Below are 18,361 nucleotides of genomic sequence, written 5' to 3'. Positions count from 1 at the left end.
AGTTGACTTTTGCACGCTGTGGACGTACGCGATGCTGCAAGAAAACGCATATTGCGTTGCAGACGCCTTATTCTGCCTTGGTTCCTGCGCCCGATGACGCGGCTGCAATGACAGGATGGGTGGAAATCATTTCCAAACCAGAGAGCTGCGCCTCCATTGACGACATTTGCCGAACTCGGTCTTTCCCCGAAAGTGCTCGCTGCTGTAGAAGCGGCGGGATATACTGCGCCCACCCCCATTCAGGCGGGAGCTATTCCTCCGGCACTTGAACGCAAGGACGTTCTCGGTATCGCGCAGACGGGCACCGGAAAGACCGCGTCTTTCGTGCTTCCGATGCTCACGCTTCTGGAAAAGGGCCGGGCGCGGGCGCGCATGCCACGTACGCTCATCCTGGAACCGACCCGCGAACTCGCAGCGCAGGTCGAGGAAAATTTCACCAAGTACGGTGTCAATCATCGGCTGAACGTGGCGCTTCTGATTGGCGGCGTTTCGTTTGACGAACAGGAACGCAAGCTGGAACGCGGCGCCGATGTCCTCATCGCGACGCCTGGTCGTATGCTCGATCATTTCGAACGCGGAAAGCTGCTCCTCACCGGTGTTGAAATTCTCGTCATCGACGAGGCAGACCGTATGCTCGACATGGGTTTCATCCCGGATATCGAACGCATCTGCAAGCTCATTCCGTTTACACGTCAGACCCTGTTTTTCTCGGCCACCATGCCGCCGGAAATCACCAAGCTGACCGAGCAGTTCCTGCATTCGCCAACGCGCATCGAAGTTGCGAAAGCGTCGTCCACAGCCAAAACCGTGACCCAGCGTCTGGTCAAATCCAGCAAGAAGGACTGGGACAAGCGTGCGGTTCTGCGCGATCTCATTCGCGCGGAAGGCGATACGCTCAAGAACGCGATCATCTTCTGCAATCGCAAGAAGGATGTGTCCGAACTGTTTCGCTCGCTGACCCGTCATGAGTTCGACGCTGGCGCTTTGCATGGCGATATGGATCAGCGTGCTCGCATGACTATGCTTGCGAACTTCAAGGACGGCAAACTGCGCTTGCTTGTGGCATCCGATGTCGCTGCACGCGGTCTCGACATTCCAGATGTGAGTCACGTTTTCAATTTTGATGTTCCGATCCATTCGGAAGACTACGTTCACCGCATCGGCCGTACCGGTCGCGCGGGACGCTCCGGCAAGGCTTTCACCATCGTAACGCCTTCGGATGCAAAATATCTGGCTGCTATCGAAAGCATGATTGGCGAAAAGATTGAATGGCAGGACGGCGATCTGTCGACGCTGCCAGCCTCCGACGAGGCGGATGAGCCGCGCAAGGGCAGAAATGCTCGTGGCAAAGGCAAGGATGCCAAGGGCAAGGAAAAGTCGAAAGACAAGGCTCATGCCAAGCCTGTCGAAACTATCGATCCTGCCGAACAGCCGCAGCCGGTGATCGAAGCCAGTGATCGCCGTGATTCGATCCGCGCTTCGAATGACGAGCGCCGCGGCAGGCCTCAGCACGAACAGAAGCGCCGTCGTGATCGTGACGATGACGGTCCGACACCTGTTGGCTTCGGTAACGATATTCCGGCCTTTATGCTGATTCCGACCGGGGTCTAACGGAAGAAGTACTGAAATGAACCGTCGGCTGCAGGCTAGCGCTTTACAGCCGATTTCTTTTTGGACCCGGTTTTCTCGCTGCGCAAAGCGGCATCGTAGGCAAGCCGTGCCCAGCGCGTCATCACTTCCGGGTCATCGAAAGCCTCGCTCGGCACGCTCCAATAAGGCATGGCGATTGGATCCCCACCTTTGCGACCTTCATAGGTCCATTGGTTTGCACCAGCGTCGAGAAATTCCGGAATGGTTATTTCGTCAGCCTTGAAAAGCAGTTCGTCACGGACGACGAGCGCAAAAATCAGACCTTGGTGATAAATACCCTTACCGCCGAACATGCGCCGGATACTGATAGGGCCAAAGTCCTGCAAGAGATCACGAAGAGATTCGTCATCCATTGGCGAAGAACCTTTTCTGGGGCGCATCCCGAAATGTGAAACGGTTTTCCGAACAAGATGCGCGTAAAACAGGAGATGCTCTAGGCTGCGCCTTGCATATCGCGAAGGCTTTCAGGAGAGGCAGCCTGGATTTCGACGGATTCGCCACAACCGCAAGCCGATGTCTGGTTGGGATTGTTAAAGACAAAACCCGTCCGTAGCGTCGTCACTTCGAAATCCATCTGGGTTCCAAGCAGGAAAAGAACCGCTTCCGGTGCGATGAAAACATGGGCACCGTCCTTCTCGATCACATCGTCACCGGCTTTGGCCTCTGTGACGAGATCAATGGTATATTCCATTCCGGCACAGCCGCCTTTTTTCACACCCACCCGGATACCAAGAGCGCCATCCCGCGATGCGATAATCTCGCGAACGCGATCAGCTGCTTTATCAGTTAGCGTCATGACTGCGAAACGGCCCATTTTTCTCTTCCGGTATCGTGCTGGCATATGGACGGAGAATCGTCCATTCTTGTCGCAACAGGCTGAGTTTCCTCTGCGATTGCCACGTTTTCACTATAGTTAGTGTTGTAACATCATTACTGCAATACACCAAATTGGGAACGCGCGTGACGCGCTCCGCAAAAAGTTTGCTAGGAAGAGGAGAAGCGAATGTCGAATGACCGGATGAAACCTCTCATGCTGGCTGCTGTAATCGGCCTTCTGAGCACGGGGGTGGCGGGCCTTTCAGTCGGAAGTGCCATGGCGCAAAACCCACAGAAGGCTGCGCCCGAAGAGACTCCCAGAAACGTTCAGGAGAAGCATGATAATGCTTCCGAGCCTGTAGAAGAAACCAAGCCTTCCGAGCAGACCCAGGATGCCGCCGGAGGTGTGACGGTCCCGGACTATCGCGATGATCGTTCCACACCGCAGGCGCTGATTGAGTCGTATTACAATGCGATCAATCGCAAGGAATATACCAGGGCCTACGGCTATTATTCCGAGGAGGGACGAGAACCGGATTTCAAGACCTTCGTAAAGGGCTATGAGACTACCAAGAGCGTGAAGGTCGCGCTGCGGAAGACCGATCCCGATCCGGGGGCAGGCCAGATCTACTGGAGTCAGCCCCTGGCTATCGAAGCTGAGACGACGGATGGAAAGAAAGTCGTCTTTACAGGCTGCTACACGATTCATCTCACAAATCCGGGCATGCAGGAAGAACCACCGTTCAAGCCGATGCAGATCATGACGGGGTCTTTGACCAAGTCGCCGCTGGAACTGGAAAAGAGTGTGCCGGAGACGTGTGAAGCGCCCTAGGAGGCGATTGAAAAATAGTCCTTGACCTTACCACGATGGGAAGCTCCATCTTAGCGCCACACCCAAAAGGAGTGACCAAATTGATGAAGTTTTCCGTTCCCAAGATGAAATGCGGTGGTTGTGCCGATAACATTACCGTCGCGCTGCGTAAACTCGATGCAACGGCACCAATCGAAATCGATCTCGACAGGAAAGAGGTGGAGTTCGGGGGCACTGTTCCACAGGACGCTGTGCTTTCCGCATTGGCTGCAGCCGGATATCCGGCAACGAACGCCCAGTAATCTGATTTCGCAAATGTGATTTCAGAGACGCTTGTATCAATGTGCCACAAAAGCTAGAGCGCATCCCGAAAGTGTGAAGCGGTTTCGGGATGCGTTTTTTTGAATACGCGTCAAGATGCCGGGAAGCCGTGGGCTTTCCGGCTTTCTTGTATCCCGAACCGGTTATCAATGCGGGTATCAGTGAGCATAAATGCCGCAAACGCTGTGTTTCATTGACTGGACCCGCGATTTTTGCCACATCAACGGCAAATCTCGTTTATGGTGCTCTGGCAGCGAGAAACGGATTTGAACCGCTCATCAGGAAGACGCGGATCAATCTTAGCTGACAGGCGCTGATGGCATGAAACATCGCATTCCGCGACAAGGAAGGGTTTAGGGCTATGGCAGCCGATTTCCAGGAACTTCGCACGAAGATGGTCGACAATCAGATCCGTACGACGGACGTAACCGATCTGGCGGTTATCGATGCTTTCCTGACCGTCCCGCGCGAGGCTTTCGTTCCCGCCGCCCGTCAGGTTCTTGCCTATATCGATGAAGACCAGCTTCTTGAAAGCGAAGGCAAGCAGCCTCGTTATCTTATGGAGCCGTCGCCTTTCGCGAAGCTCGTGCAGCTCGCCCGGATCAAGGAGACCGACGTGGTTCTCGATGTCGGCTGTGGCACTGGATATTCTGCTGCTATTCTCTCCAAGCTGTCCGGCTCGGTTATCGGTCTGGAAAATGATTCCGTATTGTCCGCCGCTGCCACCGCCCGTCTCGCCGAATTGGGCTATGACAATGTTGTGATCGTTTCGGGTGAACTGCAGGCAGGTTATCCATCAGAAGCCCCTTACGATGTGATCGTCATCGAAGGCGCTGTCGATTTCGTTCCGGACGCACTTCTCAGCCAGCTTAAGGACGGCGGACGCCTCGTCGTCGTTGAAGGTCGCGGGAACGCCGGAGTTGCGCGGATCTACGTTAAGGAAAATGGTGTTGCATCGGGACGCGGTGTGTTCAACACTGCTGTTCGTCCGCTACCGGGATTCGAGCGCATTCCACAGTTCGAGTTTTAATTTTAGCGGATGATACAATTCTGCAACGCTGCGGAATTTGTTTGTGCAAGCTCTGGCGGGGGCAATAGAAATAACCGAATTTAGAGGTTATTAGGTTTTTGCCCGAACCGATCGGTTCGATAGTTGGATTCGTTTGTTCTTAAAATGAGGTACCCGGTGTTCAAAACGTGCAAAGGACTGGTAGCGGCCGCAGCATTGTTGTCTGGCACCATCTTAACGGGGCAGGCGGCGTTCTCGGAGACGTTAACCGGCGCTCTCGTGAAAGCCTACAAGAACAATGCTAACCTGAATTATTCCCGCGCAGGGGTCCGTGTTACGGACGAAGGTGTTGCAATCGCCAAGTCCGGTTATCGCCCGCAGATTACCGGTTCTTATAACGTAGGGCATGGCAAGACACCTTCAAGTCGGGGATATCGTACGACAGGCACGTTCGGCATTGAGCTGAACCAGATGCTGTTCGATGGGTTTCAAACCAAGAACAATGTCGCTGCAGCAGAAACACAGGTCTTCGCCCAGCGCGAAAATCTCCGCAACGAAGAGCAAAACAGACTCTATGAGGCGGTGACCGCTTACATGGATGTTTATCAGTTTCGCCAGATTGCGGTCCTGCGTGAACGTAACCTTGCAGCCCTGAACGAACAGGTTCGTGCTGCTCGCGCTCGCCTTGATGTTGGTGAAGGTACGCGCACAGACGTTGCGCAGGCAGATGCAAGCCGTTCGACCGCTGTGGCTGCGCTGAATTCAGCCCGTGCAGACGTCAAATCTGCGGAAGCAACTTATGTGCAGGTTGTCGGCGTTCAGCCGGACAAGCTTGCAACGGCTGCTGCTGCCAAGAACCTGCCAAGCTCGCCAAATCAGGCCTTCAACATTGCGACGGCTGGGCACCCTGGCATTCTCGCGACGCAATATGCTGTCAACGCTGCTGGATATAACGTGAAGGCCAGAGAAGGTGCTTTGCTTCCGTCCGTTGGCCTTACGGCAAGTGCCAGCCGTCTCGATACTTATTCCGGTGAAGGTGGTTCGCAGACCGATGGTAACTCGGCGTCGATCGGCGTTGGTGTCAGCATTCCGATCTATACCGGTGGTCGTAATTCGGCTCAGGTTCGCCAGTCCAAGGAACAACTCGGCCAGGCGCGCATCGAAGTCGATGTTGTTCGCGATCAGGTTCGTCAGGCTATCGGCTCGGCGTGGTCGCAGCTTGAAGCGGCTCGCGCGTCGGTCAAGGCAAACCGTGACGGCATCTCCGCCGCGCAGCTTGCTCTCGATGGCGTCATCGAAGAGCGCAAAGTCGGTCAGCGCACGACACTCGACGTTTTGAATGCGCAGAACGATCTGATTACCGCACAGATCGCTCTGGTCGAATCCGAGCGTAATGTGATTGTTGCCAGCTATGCTCTTCTGAATGCGACTGGCCGTATGACCGCCAGCCAGATGGGCTTGCAGGTTGCCGAGTACAAGCCGGAAGAACACTATAAGGCTGTCAAGGACAAGTGGTTCGGTCTGCGCACGCCGGACGGTCGCTGATCTTCTGAAAGCTAAACGGTAATTAAAAAGGCACCTTCGGGTGCCTTTTATTTTGCCGTCGATTCGGAACTTCGCAGACCTGTCAATTCTTAATAAATCCATAAAGCTGTGAGTTTGAGCCATCGTGCCTTGGCCGGGGATTCTCAAATGGGGGATCGTCCGCTACCCTTAATCCATTGATTCTCTGTCTTTTGCAGACAATGTCGCAATACAGGAAAGCGGATAGTAGCCATGGCACAGACATCCAGCGCAACACGTGAACCGTCGATGGAAGAAATTCTCGCGTCCATCCGCAGGATCATTGAAGATAGCGATGTCACCCGCCAGCCTGCGCCTCCGGCGGCGGCATCTCCAGTTCGTGGAGAGGTTGCGGAGTTCCGTCGCCCGGTTCCGGAACAACCTGTCGTGCAGCCGGAAAAACCCGCAATGATGCGCAATGTGTTTCAGGACGAGCCGACATTGCGCGGTCCGATTGTCGAACCGTCGCAGGCAGAGCCCGAACTTGAAGGCGAAGCCGACGACGAGGACGAAATTGTCCTCAACGCTCAAAACGATGATCGCTCCCAATCCGCGGCTACGTCGTCGTTGGAGCAACCCGCCGATATCGATATATCTCTGGAAGAAGACGATCTGGCGGTTGAAGATGAAATTGCCGAGGCTATCGATGCCTCGCTCGCACCTGAACGTGATGCGGAAATAGAGCAGAAATCCGCCCTTGCCGAGCAGGAGATTCCGGTTCAGTCAGAGGTTGCAGCGCCGGTCGCAGAATCCTTAGCAAGGACACAGCCTATTGCCCACATGCTGTCGCAGGTCGCCGAACGTCAGGTGGCTTCGGCATTTCAGGACTTGAACCACGCCGTTCGAGCCGAACCGCGTCGCTCGTTCGACGATATCGCTGCGGAATTGTTACGCCCGATGCTGCAGGACTGGCTGGATAATAATCTGCCAACGCTCGTCGAGCGGCTTGTTCGGGAAGAGATCGAGCGCGTCGTGCGTGGCGACCGATAACCCGCATCAGGTGTTTTATTGAAATTTTACCCGTCTGTTCAGCAGGCGGGTTTTCACTTTTAAAATGACCAATGGTGGCGCTGTCACTTTTAAAGTGATTTGTCGCCTGTTAGTTGCTATTGAGCCTTCAATCCATTCATCGCGCATAAAGACCGGATAATTCCATGCTTGAGAAGACCTATGACGCCGCGGCGATAGAGCCGAAAATTGCTGAACGCTGGGAAGAAGCGGGCGCATTCAAGGCGGGTGCGGGCGCTAAGCCGGGGGCCGATCCGTTCGCAGTGGTTATTCCACCGCCGAACGTTACCGGATCGCTGCATATGGGCCACGCCCTCAACAACACGATTCAGGACATCATGGTTCGCTTCGAGCGCATGCGTGGCAAGAACGTGCTGTGGCAGCCGGGCATGGACCATGCGGGCATTGCTACGCAGATGGTTGTCGAACGCCAGTTGATGGAACGGCAGGAGCCGAACCGTCATGCCATGGGCCGTGAGAAGTTCATCGAACGGGTCTGGCAGTGGAAGGCCGAATCCGGCGGCATGATTTCCAACCAGTTGCGCCGTCTTGGTGCTTCGTGCGACTGGTCGCGTGAGCGATTCACTATGGACGAGGGGCTGTCGCGCGCGGTTCTGGAAGTGTTTGTCTCGCTCTACAAGCAGGGACTCATTTATCGCGACAAGCGTCTGGTCAACTGGGATCCAAAGCTGCTGACGGCGATATCGGACATCGAAGTCGAATCGCGTGAAACGAAAGGCCATCTCTGGCATTTCCGTTATCCGCTTGAGAACGTTCCTTTCGATCCGGAAAACCCGCATACCTATATCGTCGTTGCGACGACGCGTCCGGAAACCATGCTGGGCGATACCGGTGTAGCAGTCAATCCGAAGGATGAGCGCTATCATGCTCTGGTTGGCAACGATGTCGTGCTGCCGCTTGTCGGTCGCCACATTCCAATCGTTGCCGACGATTATGCTGACCCGGAAGCCGGATCCGGCGCCGTCAAGATCACGCCTGCGCACGACTTCAACGATTTCGAGGTCGGAAAGCGGAATGAGCTACGCGCTATCAACATTCTGACGACTAACGCATCGATAACGATCAAAGACAACGTCGATTTCCTCGAAGGGCTGCAACTGACGCCGGAATTGAAGGCGCTTATCCACGAACTCGAAGGACAAGACCGCTTCGCAGCGCGCAAGCGCATCGTCGAACTGATGGACGAACGCGGCTATCTGGAAAAGATCGAGGATCACGCGCACGCGGTCCCCCATGGCGACCGTGGCGGCGTTCCGATTGAACCATATCTGACAGATCAATGGTATGTGAATGCTGGCGAACTGGCCAAACCGGCAATGGCGGCAGTACGCGAAGGCAAGACGAAAATCGTCCCGGCAAACTGGGAAAAGACCTATTTCGACTGGATGGAAAACATTCAGCCATGGGCGGTTTCACGCCAGCTCTGGTGGGGGCACCAGATACCGGCCTGGTACGGTCCGGACGGCCAGTATTTTGTCGAAAAAAGCGAAGAAGAAGCGAAAGCCGTCGCACGCGCTCACTATGGTGAAGATGTCACGCTTGAACGCGACACCGACGTTCTCGATACATGGTTCTCGTCGGCACTGTGGCCGTTCTCGACTCTCGGCTGGCCGGACAAGACGCCGGAACTCGCCACCTATTATCCAACCAGCGTTCTGGTTACGGGTTTCGATATTCTGTTCTTCTGGGTCGCCCGCATGATGATGATGGGCCTCCATTTCATGGAGGAAATCCCGTTCCATACGGTCTATCTGCATGCTCTGGTTCGCGACAAGCACGGCGCCAAGATGTCGAAGTCGAAAGGCAATGTCATCGATCCGCTGGAGCTGATGGATGAGTATGGCGCCGACGCATTGCGGTTCACCCTTGCCATCATGGCCGCTCAGGGCCGTGACGTTAAGCTCGATCCGGCACGCATTGCTGGCTATCGTAATTTTGGCACCAAGCTTTGGAATGCCACGCGTTTTGCCCAGATGAACGGCGTGAAGCTGGATGCCGGATTCCAGCCTGAAAATGCCAAACTTGCCGTCAATCGCTGGATTCTGACTGAGCTGACAAAGGCAACGCGCGCCGTGACGGAAGGTATCGACACCTACCGCTTCAATGAAGCCGCAGGTGCTGCCTATCGCTTTGTATGGAACCAGTTCTGCGATTGGTATCTGGAACTGCTGAAGCCGATCTTCATGGGTGACGATGAAGCCGCTAAAACAGAGGCTCAGGCCACCGCAGCCTATTGTCTGGATCAGATCTACAAGCTCCTGCATCCTTTCATGCCTTTTATGACGGAAGAGCTCTGGACTTTGACAGCAGCCGAGGGGCAGAAGCGCGACACGGTGCTGGCACTTGCTGCCTGGCCGGAATTGTCCTTCGAGGACGAGGAAGCCGCAGCCGACATCAACTGGCTCGTTGATCTCGTGACCGGCATTCGTTCGGTGCGCGCAGAAATGAACGTTCCAGCCGGCGCTATTGCCCCGGTCGTTGTTCTGGACGCCAATGCGACAAGCGTTGAGCGGTTTGCCCGACATGACGCAGCCATCAAGCGCCTTGCCCGCGTGGAAAGCGTCTCGTTCGAAGCGCAGGCTCCTAAAGGCTCGGCGCAGATGCTGCTCGGTGAGGCGACGATCTGCATTCCGCTTGGCAATCTGATTGACCTTAAGGCTGAATCCGCACGCCTCGCCAAGGAAGCAGGCAAGATTGCCGCTGAAATGGATCGTATCGAGAAGAAGCTTTCCAACGAGAAATTCGTTGCAAATGCGCGTGAAGACGTCGTTGAAGCAGAGCGTGAACGACTGATCGAGCTGAAAGAAGCGGCGCAGCGTGTCGCAACTGCCGAGTCACGCATACGTGATGCAGGCTGATTTGACCTAACGTCAAAAAGCATCCTACCTCCGAATCAAACACCCGGCCATGTGCATTTCACGGCCGGGTGTTTTTTATACACAATGATAGAACTTCGGAGTGCTTCAACGGCTGGAACGCTTGATCGAACTCCAATTTCGATTGTTTTTCTGCAATGTTGCGCTTTCGCAACAAGGCGAAAAATGGGCTGAAAATAGGCCAAATTAGGCATGTTTCGTCATGCGCTTGGTTGAATTCTTCTCATTAAATGGTGAGGTGCTTGATGTTTTAGCCATTTTCGACGAATGCGTCGAAAATCTGACAGTGCTAATCCAAGTTAGTGGGTCTTGCAGCCCGAATCCTTCCTGATTTACGTTTTCGTCAACGTTAATACTGATGCTCTGTGGGAGGACATTTATGAGTGTACAGCGCGTGAAAATGGCAGGAATGATCGCAGCTCTCCTCGGGAGCGCGGTTGCCGCCAATGCAGGTGGCTTCGAGCGTAGCTCGCAGGATTTCGATATTCTTTTCGAAAAAGGCAACGTTGTTGATACGACCGGCACTTATGTAGCCCCCCAGCGTAAGCTGAAGAATATTCATGGTTCGCCTATTGGTGCGATGTCAGGTGGAATAAACCCCATCACCCGAAAGCCATACGAGACTGAGGTTGATGAAGCCAAGAGCTATTGGGTCCCGAAAGCATCTGCAAAATTCGATTTGACCGATGATTTTGCCTGTGCGGCGCAGTATCGGCAGCCTTGGGGTATTCATACCGACGTCGGTGTCGATACGGTTCGCATGTTTACGGCAATCGAACAGAAGATTTCCTCGCAGGATTACGGCGTGAATTGCTCGTACCGTTTTGCGGCTGGCGAAAAAAGCTACTTCCGCATTCTTGGCGGTGTCAGCTATCAGGAACTCCGGGGCGAACAGACCCGCATGATTCCGGGCATCGACCCAAGAAACAATCCGACGAATTTCCCGTTCCCCGGCCAGTTTCGCATCGCATCGATGGATGTAGAGGACGAGGCTGTGGGCTGGCGTCTCGGGGCTGCCTACGAAATCCCTGAATATGCGATGCGCGCGACGCTCGTTTATCAGTCCAAGGTTAAGTACAATCTTGAAGGCACCATTGATAATCTGGCGATTATCGGCGGACGTGCAGTCCCGATCAATGTTGAAAGCGATGTCGCGACACCACAGTCGGTTGAATTCAAGTTCCAGACTGGTATCGCTCCCGATTGGCTTGCTTTCGGCTCGGTCAAGTGGACTGATTGGTCATCCATAACTCACGTGGATTTCAACGCATCTGACAGCAATGTTGCTCCTAAGGGCAGGACGATCACCAGTTTGAATCTGTATTATCAGGATGGCTGGACGGTTAGCGGCGGCGTCGGCCACAAGCTCAACGAACAATGGTCGGTAGCAGGTACTGTAACGTGGGATCGCGGCACCAGCACGGGCCTGACGTCGCAGACCGATGTTTGGCTGTTTGGTCTAGGCACCAACTATAAGCCAAACGAACAGTTTGAAGTTCGTCTGGCAGGTGCGGCTGGTTGGCTGTCCTCCGGTGAACTCGATGATACCGTTGTCGGCGGTAAGCCGAGCCTGACCGGTTCCAAGGGCGAATTCGGTAACGACTTTGTTGGGGGTCTGTCGCTCACGGCAAAAGTTAAGTTCTAAGCTTGATGCATGGGACATGAAAAAGCCCGGCACTGCCGGGCTTTTTTGTCGGAAACTGCTTGTCTCAGGACTGTTCAAGTCGCGCAAGCAATGAAGACGTGTCCCAGCGGTTGCCACCGATCTTCTGCACTTCCTTGTAGAACTGATCCACGAGCGCCGTGACAGGCAGAAGCGCGCCATTACGGTCAGCTTCCTCCAGGCAGATGCCAAGATCCTTGCGCATCCAGTCAACGGCAAAGCCGAAATCATATTTGCCCTGGTTCATGGTTCCGGTCCGGTTTTCCATCTGCCAGGAACCGGCGGCACCCTTCGAGATCACCGAGATCAGCTTTTCGATATCGAGACCGGCTTTCTTGCCGAAATGGATGCCTTCCGCCAGCCCTTGAACAAGACCTGCGATGCAGATCTGATTGACCATCTTCGCAAGCTGACCGGAGCCGACTGGTCCCATAAGACCAACCATGCGCGCATAAGCATCGATAACCGGTTGGGCGCGCTCAAAAATGGCTTCAGATGCACCGACCATGACGGTTAGCACCCCGTTCTCGGCCCCTGCCTGTCCACCGGAGACTGGCGCATCGATGAAATGAAAACCGCGCTTTTGCGCTTCGGCGTCCAGTTCACGGGCCACCTCGGCGGACGCCGTCGTATTGTCGATGAAAATTGCATCCTTCTTCATGGTTGAGAAGGCGCCGTCATGGCCGATGGTCACGGAGCGAAGATCGTCATCATTGCCGACACAGGCGAAAACAAAATCCGCATCGCGTACAGCTTCGGCGGGTGTCGCCGCGAAGCTGCCGCCGAACTCCTTGGCCCACTTCTCGGCTTTTGCGGTTGTACGGTTATAAACCGTAACGTCGTGCCCACCTTTGTTCTTGAGGTGACCTGCCATGGGGTAACCCATGACGCCTAAGCCCAGAAAGGCGACTTTAGCGGGTGTCGTCATTCGTTTATTCCTCTGAATAGCTGTAATGAATCAGGTGAGGGGCGTCATAACGGCTGCTTTATAGGCCGGGCGCTGCTTGAGACGGTCATACCAGTCTTCAAGATGAGGAAGAGAGGAGCGCGCGATTGGAAACTCGAACCATGCATAAGCATAACAGCCGACGGGAATGTCGCCGATACCGAAATTGTCGCCCGAGAACCAGGGTGAATCCTTGAGACCCTCATTGGCGATCTGCATCGACTGCGCAAGGCCATTCAGGCCTCGTTCCAAAATGGCTGGATCCCGTTCTGCTTCCGGCAGTCGGATCAAGTGCTTCATGACGTCGCTAAAATTGACGTAGAAGGACGCAGAGGCCCAATCCATCCACTTTTCGGCCTGAGCGCGTTTGGCTGGGTCTTCTATCCACAGCGTGCCTTTACCGTAAGCCGCGGCGAGATAGCGCGTGATGGTGTTGGATTCCCAAAGCACGGTGTCACCGTCTTCCAGCAATGGGATTAGTCCGTTCGGATTGCGGGCAAGGTAAACCGGATCTTTCAACCCACCGAACTGGCCACCGATGTTTATCTGTTCGTATTCGAGATTAAGTTCCCGCGCTGTCCAGAGCGCTTTCTTCACATTCGTGGAATTGATACGACCCCAGATTTTCAGCATGACTCAACCTGTTGCATTGCAGTTGGAAAATGTATTCTAAGCAGATCGCCCCCGGCAGCCGCAAGGCTGCCGGGGGCGATATTTCGGTTTATGTCAATCTGGCAATGTCTAGCGAACGAGATGCCGGGTAAGGCGTCGTTCGAGGAAATCCCAAATGTGTCTCAAACATTCGACGATCAGCAGATAGATGACCGCTGCCCAAAGATAAGTCTGGAAATCGAATGTCCGTGAATAGGCGCGGCGTGTTTCACCCATCAAATCAAGCACTGTGATGATAGCGACGATGGCCGAGCCCTTGATCATCAGGATGATTTCATTGCCGTAAGGCCGCAATGCCACGATAAGCGCCTGCGGAAGAATGACCTTCCAGAATGTCACGCGCTTCGAAATGCCAAGCGCCGCAGCACCCTCCCACTGGCCCAGTGCCACGCTCTGAATAGCGCCGCGCAGAATTTCAGCCTGATAAGCTGCCGTGTTGAGCGAAAAGGCCAGAATGGCACAATTCCATGCATCACGGAAAAAGACCCAGAGCCCGATGCTTTCAAGGAAAGGACGGAATGTTCCGAAACCGTAATAAATAAGGAATGTCTGCGCCAGCAGCGGTGTGCCACGGAAGAAATAGACGTAACCGAAGGCAAGTCCGCGCAGCCACCGGTTGCTGGACATGCGTGCGGCCGTAATCGGCAGTGAGAGCAGGGCACCTATGACGATCGATACAGCGACCAGTTTCAGCGTTATCAGAAGCCCGGACCAGTAGCGTGGGCCATAGGTTTCGAACAGATCGATACGCCACGCATTGTAAAGATAGATCGCAAGGCCTGCGAAGAGAAGAAACCAGAGTGCGACGATGATGTGGCCGGCAATGCGCATGCCCGTCCATTGCTTCACCACCGGTGGCGGAGCCATTACGTCTCCTGCAGTGTTGGAAACAGTTTGGCTCATATCATGCACCTCGCGAACGATTGGAGCCTGCATCGGCCCATCGGGCAATGCGGTCGATGAAGTAGGAGGAGATGATTGCGAGAACCAGATAGAGCAGGCAAGCTATGCCGAAGAACAGAAACGGTTCTTTGGTCACGCGTGCCGCAATGGAGGTCTGCCGCAGGATATCGGACAGGGTGATAACTGAAACCAGCGATGTGTCCTTGAGCAGCACCAGCCATAGATTGGCAAGGCCGGGCAACGCGATGCGGATGAGCTGCGGCAGGATCACCTTGCGCATGGTCTGCCAATGCGACAGTCCAACTGCATAACCGCCTTCATATTGCCCGCGCGGGATCGCCCGGAACGCCGAAAGGAAGACTTCGCTCGAATAGGACGAGAAGACGAAGCCCAGTGCTACCATGCCAGCGCCGAACGCATTGATTTCGACATTGGCCTCGATGCCGAACATGCTCAAAAGCCGCTGCAGACCAAGCGAGGCACCGAAATAAACAAGGAAGAGCGTGAGAAGCTCAGGCAGTCCGCGAAAGATTGTGGTGTAGATGTTTGATGCCAGCCGTATCGATGGTTCGCTGGATTGTTTGCCGATGGCTACCAGAAACCCCAAAGCAAGACCGACTGGAAGCGTCGCCAGAGCCAGCGAGACAGTTACCAGAAGCCCCCAAGCAATACTTGCGCCCCAACCATCGGGACCGAAACTCAACAAAGTGGCGTAATGTTCCATGCGCCTATTCTTTTTTTCCTAAAGGCATTCGCCCAGTTCTTATCGCCTGCAAGGTCTTGCGCAGCGAGGTGTGTGCGGCAGCCCGTACAAAATGTTTTGCGCCGATTTGCGGAAAGCAAACCGGCGCATATGTGTCAGCGCTGATTAATTTTCGGCACCATAGGCATCGAAGTCAAAGTACTTGTCGTTGACTTCCTTGTACTTGCCGTTCGCGCGGATCGCCTTGATGGCTGCGTTGAACTTTTCAACCAGTTCCGGACGGCCCTTCTTGAAAGCAACGCCAGCGCCGGGGCCATGGATTTCGATAACCGGTGGGAAAGTGCCGACCATCTTGCAGCAGGCGCCATCCGGCGTCTTCAGCCATTCGGCCAGCGTCACGCTGTCGTCGTTGACGGCGTCGAGACGACCGTTGGCGAGATCGAGACGGTATTCTTCGGCGGTCGGATAAGCCTTGATCGTGCTGTCGGTAAAGGTCTTTTCCGAGTAGTTGGCGTGCGTGGTGGAAACCTGAACGCCGATGGTCTTGCCAGCGAGATCTTCCTTGGTCACGCCCTTGATGTCGGTGTCCTTCGGAGCGGCGATGCCGGGAGGTGTGTTGTAATACTTGTTGGAGAAGTCGACCTGCTTCTTGCGCTCATCCGTGATGGACATGGAGGCGATGAAAGCATCGAACTTGCCTGCCTGAAGTGCAGGAATAGCGCCGTCCCATTCCTGGGTGACGAATTCGCACTGTGCCTTCATTTCATCGCAGAGTGCCTTGGCGATATCGACGTCAAAGCCTGAGAGGGTGCCGTCCGGCTTGATGAAATTGAAGGGAGGATAGGCGCCTTCGGTGCCGATCTTGAGCTTGAGTGGTTCTTCCGCATTTGCAACGCCAGCAGTCATGCTGCCAATCGTGATCGCCAGTGCCGCAACTGATGCTGCAGCGGCTATACGCTTCAATACGCGCATTTTTAGTCCTCTCGTTTGTTCTGGCTGGTTCCCTGATTATTTCTTCTGGTTCAGCCGCTTAAGGGGTAGTCGCGACCGTGAAACTTTAAATTGCACGTTTGGTAGCGGATTCCCCCGCCGCTACCAATAGATGGTTGAGCCGATCATGCGCAATATTTTTTCGCACTCAGGTTTTCGCCATCCGTTCCAGCGACGATATTCCCACCATTTCGAGATGATTGGCAAGATGGTCAACGTAATTAAATTGTGTGTCTATAACGGGAAATTCTCGGTGTTTTCTGCAATATTCCGCTGCAATATGGTGAACTATATCGTTTAGATGTAATATTTTAGAGGATTTCTTAGATAGCCATCTCACGTTCGATGAAATCAGCTATCTTATCAATATCATTGATGCCAAACACGGGCACTTTTTCGCTGGGCTGGAGCTGATCACTGGCAATCGCAACGATTGTCGGGTCGTCGACAGAGAGAGCCGGTCCTTCATGCCCTCCTTCGCGGCGCAACTCGATTTTCTTGTGCGTCTCGCGTTTGTATCCTTCGACCAGAACCAGATCGCAGGGTGCCAGTTTCGCCGCGATTTCCCATAGCGAAGGCTCTTCTTCGCCAAGGCCCTCATGCATGATCGCGTAACGCTGAGACGAGACGATAGCGACTTCCGCTGCACCTGCTTTTCGATGACGCCAGGAATCGGTGCCTTCATGATCGATATCGAAATTATGATGGGCATGCTTGATCGTGGCGATACGGTATCCGCGTGTTGTAAGGCATGCGACAAGGCGTTCGGTCATTGTCGTCTTGCCGGAGTTTTTCCAGCCGGTAATGCCGAAAAGCTTTTGGTTCATTCCATTGCCTCAGCCAGTTTTCGGGCAGCGACCAGATCGTCGGGCCGATTGATGTTGAAGAACGGGTCATATGTTTCCGGACTATCGCCAGCGAAGGCAAGCGGAAAATCGAGTGTCTCGAACCCGATATGTTCAGCAAATGCGAAGACACTGGCCCTGTTTGTGTTTGCGAGCCAGACGGAAAGTTCGTCCTTCAGCCCGTTTTCCCATAGCCCGAAAATCGGATGGACGCGCCCAAGGGAGCTGGCGAGAACAACCCGTGCCCCGGTTTCGTTCCGACGCGAGAGAAGGCGCTCAGCAATATCGTGGGGCAGGAATGGGGTATCGGCCGCTGTCGTCAGCAGGAGTGAAGTTTCCCGCACCTGCGTCAGCGCAGTCAGAATGCCGACCAGAGGACCGCCGTGCCTTGTGGGGAGGTCCGCAATTACCGGTATACCGAGATTTGCCAAACGGGAATCATCGCCATTCGCATTGATCACAAGGCTTTCGACCTGCGGTTTGATCCGCCTGACGACATGGGAAATGATTGTGCCGGTGTTTCCAAGCGGCTGAAGGAATTTGTCACCAGCGACGCCACCTTCCTGCATACGGCTGGAAAGTCCACCAGCGATGATGGCCCCGGCAATCATGAAGGCTCCACGCCGGTCGGAATTGTTGCAAGCGTACTTTTGTTGCGCTTCCTCTTCTTCAATACGTTCTCGCGATAGACCATGTAGACACCACTCCCGACCACCAGAACCGATCCAGCAATCGTATACATGTCGGGCGCTTCGCCGAAAATCAAAGTGCTGAGACCTATTGCCCAAAGAAGGCTGGAATAGCGGAAGGGCGAAACAAAGGATACTTCACCTTCGCGCATCGCCAGAATGATGAAGTGATACCCCACGAGAAGCAGAATGGCAGCAATGGCGATGGCGCCGATTGTAACAGTACCGACAGGCTGCCATCCGCCCATAGGAACTGTCAGCGCGCCGCCTGTCAGCATTATCGCGCCCGCCGTCAGTGTGGATAAATAAAGGGTCGGCACGTGTGCGGGAACGCGGCGCGTGGCGATATCACGTGTGGCGGCAAAACATACACTGGCAAGAAGCACGGCGATGGCGGCAAAGCTCGCAGCTCCGTCCGTTCCGGGCCGGATGATGATAAGGACCCCGATGAAGCCGACCAATATGCATGACCAGCGGCGCCAGCCCACTCTCTCTTTCAGGAAGAGTGCAGCGCCCATTGTCACGACGAGCGGCGTTGCCTGAAAAACTGCTGAACAGAACGCCTGGGAGAGATGACCGAGGGAGTAAATGTAAGTGACGGTAGCCACGACTTCGCTCGCCACACGCAGGATTGTCATCTTTTCAAGCGACAGGCCGCGCAGTGCACCATGTCGCCAGGCCAGAAAGCCGATGAGCACTGTCGCGAATATACCCCGGATCAGCATATACTGTCCGCTGTTCATCTCGGTCAGGAGGTATTTTGTGATCGTATCGCCGATGGTGAAGGTGCCCATGGCGAGAAGCATGAAAATACTTGCACGAAAATTTGCTGACTGCGGCACGATACAGAATCCAGTTTAGGATTCCATACCGTT

At 54.6% G+C, this 18,361-nt stretch carries 18 protein-coding genes; 8 read left to right on the top strand and 10 right to left on the bottom strand.

Annotated elements, in window-relative coordinates; translation table 11 throughout:
• The first annotated feature begins 156 nt into the window (after window positions 1–156).
• The gene (locus tag ACYSN1_RS01660) at window positions 157–1,611 is read left to right on the top strand and encodes a DEAD/DEAH box helicase (protein ID WP_461724141.1); all 1,455 of its coding nucleotides are present in this window, start codon (window positions 157–159) and stop codon (window positions 1,609–1,611) included.
• A 35-nt stretch (window positions 1,612–1,646) separates the two neighbouring features.
• Here ACYSN1_RS01660 and ACYSN1_RS01655 read toward each other — a convergent pair whose 3' ends face one another.
• Together ACYSN1_RS01655 and sufA are read right to left on the bottom strand one after the other, a co-directional pair.
• Window positions 1,647–2,003, bottom strand: coding sequence for a TfoX/Sxy family protein (locus tag ACYSN1_RS01655; protein ID WP_461724140.1), 357 nt, complete (start codon window positions 2,001–2,003; stop codon window positions 1,647–1,649).
• An 80-nt stretch (window positions 2,004–2,083) separates the two neighbouring features.
• The gene (gene sufA / locus ACYSN1_RS01650; protein ID WP_461724139.1) at window positions 2,084–2,464 is read right to left on the bottom strand and encodes a Fe-S cluster assembly scaffold SufA; all 381 of its coding nucleotides are present in this window, start codon (window positions 2,462–2,464) and stop codon (window positions 2,084–2,086) included.
• Window positions 2,465–2,653: 189 nt separating this feature from the next.
• Here sufA and ACYSN1_RS01645 point away from each other — a divergent pair, with 189 nt between their 5' ends.
• From ACYSN1_RS01645 to ACYSN1_RS01615, 7 genes are all read left to right on the top strand, one after another.
• Window positions 2,654–3,298 (top strand): Cif family virulence factor, encoded by a 645-nt coding sequence (locus tag ACYSN1_RS01645; RefSeq protein WP_461724138.1) that lies wholly within the window; start codon window positions 2,654–2,656, stop codon window positions 3,296–3,298.
• Window positions 3,299–3,378: 80 nt separating this feature from the next.
• The gene (locus tag ACYSN1_RS01640; RefSeq protein ID WP_140019528.1) at window positions 3,379–3,579 is read left to right on the top strand and encodes a heavy-metal-associated domain-containing protein; all 201 of its coding nucleotides are present in this window, start codon (window positions 3,379–3,381) and stop codon (window positions 3,577–3,579) included.
• Between the two features lie 380 nt (window positions 3,580–3,959).
• Window positions 3,960–4,628, top strand: a complete 669-nt coding sequence (locus tag ACYSN1_RS01635; RefSeq protein WP_461724137.1) for a protein-L-isoaspartate O-methyltransferase family protein — start codon at window positions 3,960–3,962, stop codon at window positions 4,626–4,628.
• Between the two features lie 144 nt (window positions 4,629–4,772).
• Complete coding sequence (locus ACYSN1_RS01630; RefSeq protein ID WP_461724136.1) at window positions 4,773–6,152, top strand: TolC family outer membrane protein; 1,380 nt, start codon at window positions 4,773–4,775, stop codon at window positions 6,150–6,152.
• Window positions 6,153–6,383: 231 nt separating this feature from the next.
• On the top strand, window positions 6,384–7,160 hold the full coding sequence (locus tag ACYSN1_RS01625) for a PopZ family protein (protein WP_461724135.1): 777 nt from the start codon (window positions 6,384–6,386) through the stop codon (window positions 7,158–7,160).
• A gap of 164 nt (window positions 7,161–7,324) precedes the next feature.
• Window positions 7,325–10,057, top strand: a complete 2,733-nt coding sequence (locus ACYSN1_RS01620) for a valine--tRNA ligase (RefSeq protein WP_461724134.1) — start codon at window positions 7,325–7,327, stop codon at window positions 10,055–10,057.
• A 376-nt stretch (window positions 10,058–10,433) separates the two neighbouring features.
• Window positions 10,434–11,720 (top strand): OmpP1/FadL family transporter, encoded by a 1,287-nt coding sequence (locus ACYSN1_RS01615; RefSeq protein ID WP_461724133.1) that lies wholly within the window; start codon window positions 10,434–10,436, stop codon window positions 11,718–11,720.
• A 64-nt stretch (window positions 11,721–11,784) separates the two neighbouring features.
• Here ACYSN1_RS01615 and ACYSN1_RS01610 read toward each other — a convergent pair whose 3' ends face one another.
• From ACYSN1_RS01610 to ACYSN1_RS01575, 8 genes are all read right to left on the bottom strand, one after another.
• Complete coding sequence (locus tag ACYSN1_RS01610; RefSeq protein ID WP_461724132.1) at window positions 11,785–12,666, bottom strand: NAD(P)-dependent oxidoreductase; 882 nt, start codon at window positions 12,664–12,666, stop codon at window positions 11,785–11,787.
• Between the two features lie 30 nt (window positions 12,667–12,696).
• Window positions 12,697–13,317, bottom strand: coding sequence for a glutathione S-transferase family protein (locus ACYSN1_RS01605; RefSeq protein ID WP_461724131.1), 621 nt, complete (start codon window positions 13,315–13,317; stop codon window positions 12,697–12,699).
• A gap of 108 nt (window positions 13,318–13,425) precedes the next feature.
• Window positions 13,426–14,259 carry an ABC transporter permease gene (locus tag ACYSN1_RS01600; protein ID WP_461724130.1) on the bottom strand — a complete coding sequence of 278 codons (834 nt, stop codon included), beginning with the start codon at window positions 14,257–14,259 and terminating at the stop codon, window positions 13,426–13,428.
• A 1-nt stretch (window position 14,260) separates the two neighbouring features.
• The gene (locus tag ACYSN1_RS01595; RefSeq protein ID WP_140019520.1) at window positions 14,261–14,983 is read right to left on the bottom strand and encodes an ABC transporter permease; all 723 of its coding nucleotides are present in this window, start codon (window positions 14,981–14,983) and stop codon (window positions 14,261–14,263) included.
• Between the two features lie 144 nt (window positions 14,984–15,127).
• Entirely contained in the window at window positions 15,128–15,934 is an 807-nt protein-coding gene (locus ACYSN1_RS01590; protein ID WP_061346369.1) for an ABC transporter substrate-binding protein, read from the bottom strand.
• A gap of 341 nt (window positions 15,935–16,275) precedes the next feature.
• Window positions 16,276–16,779, bottom strand: coding sequence for a molybdopterin-guanine dinucleotide biosynthesis protein B (gene mobB, locus ACYSN1_RS01585; RefSeq protein WP_461724129.1), 504 nt, complete (start codon window positions 16,777–16,779; stop codon window positions 16,276–16,278).
• Window positions 16,776–17,408, bottom strand: coding sequence for a molybdenum cofactor guanylyltransferase (gene mobA / locus ACYSN1_RS01580; protein WP_461724128.1), 633 nt, complete (start codon window positions 17,406–17,408; stop codon window positions 16,776–16,778). The genes mobB and mobA overlap by 4 nt, the downstream gene beginning before the upstream one ends.
• Window positions 17,405–18,292 (bottom strand): DMT family transporter, encoded by an 888-nt coding sequence (locus ACYSN1_RS01575; RefSeq protein WP_461725251.1) that lies wholly within the window; start codon window positions 18,290–18,292, stop codon window positions 17,405–17,407. The genes mobA and ACYSN1_RS01575 overlap by 4 nt, the downstream gene beginning before the upstream one ends.
• Between the last annotated feature and the right edge of the window lie 69 nt (window positions 18,293–18,361).

This window comes from Brucella sp. LJL56 (assembly GCF_054871705.1).
The sequence above is the reverse complement of the archived record's forward strand: the minus strand, read 5'-3'. Positions and strand labels throughout refer to the sequence as shown.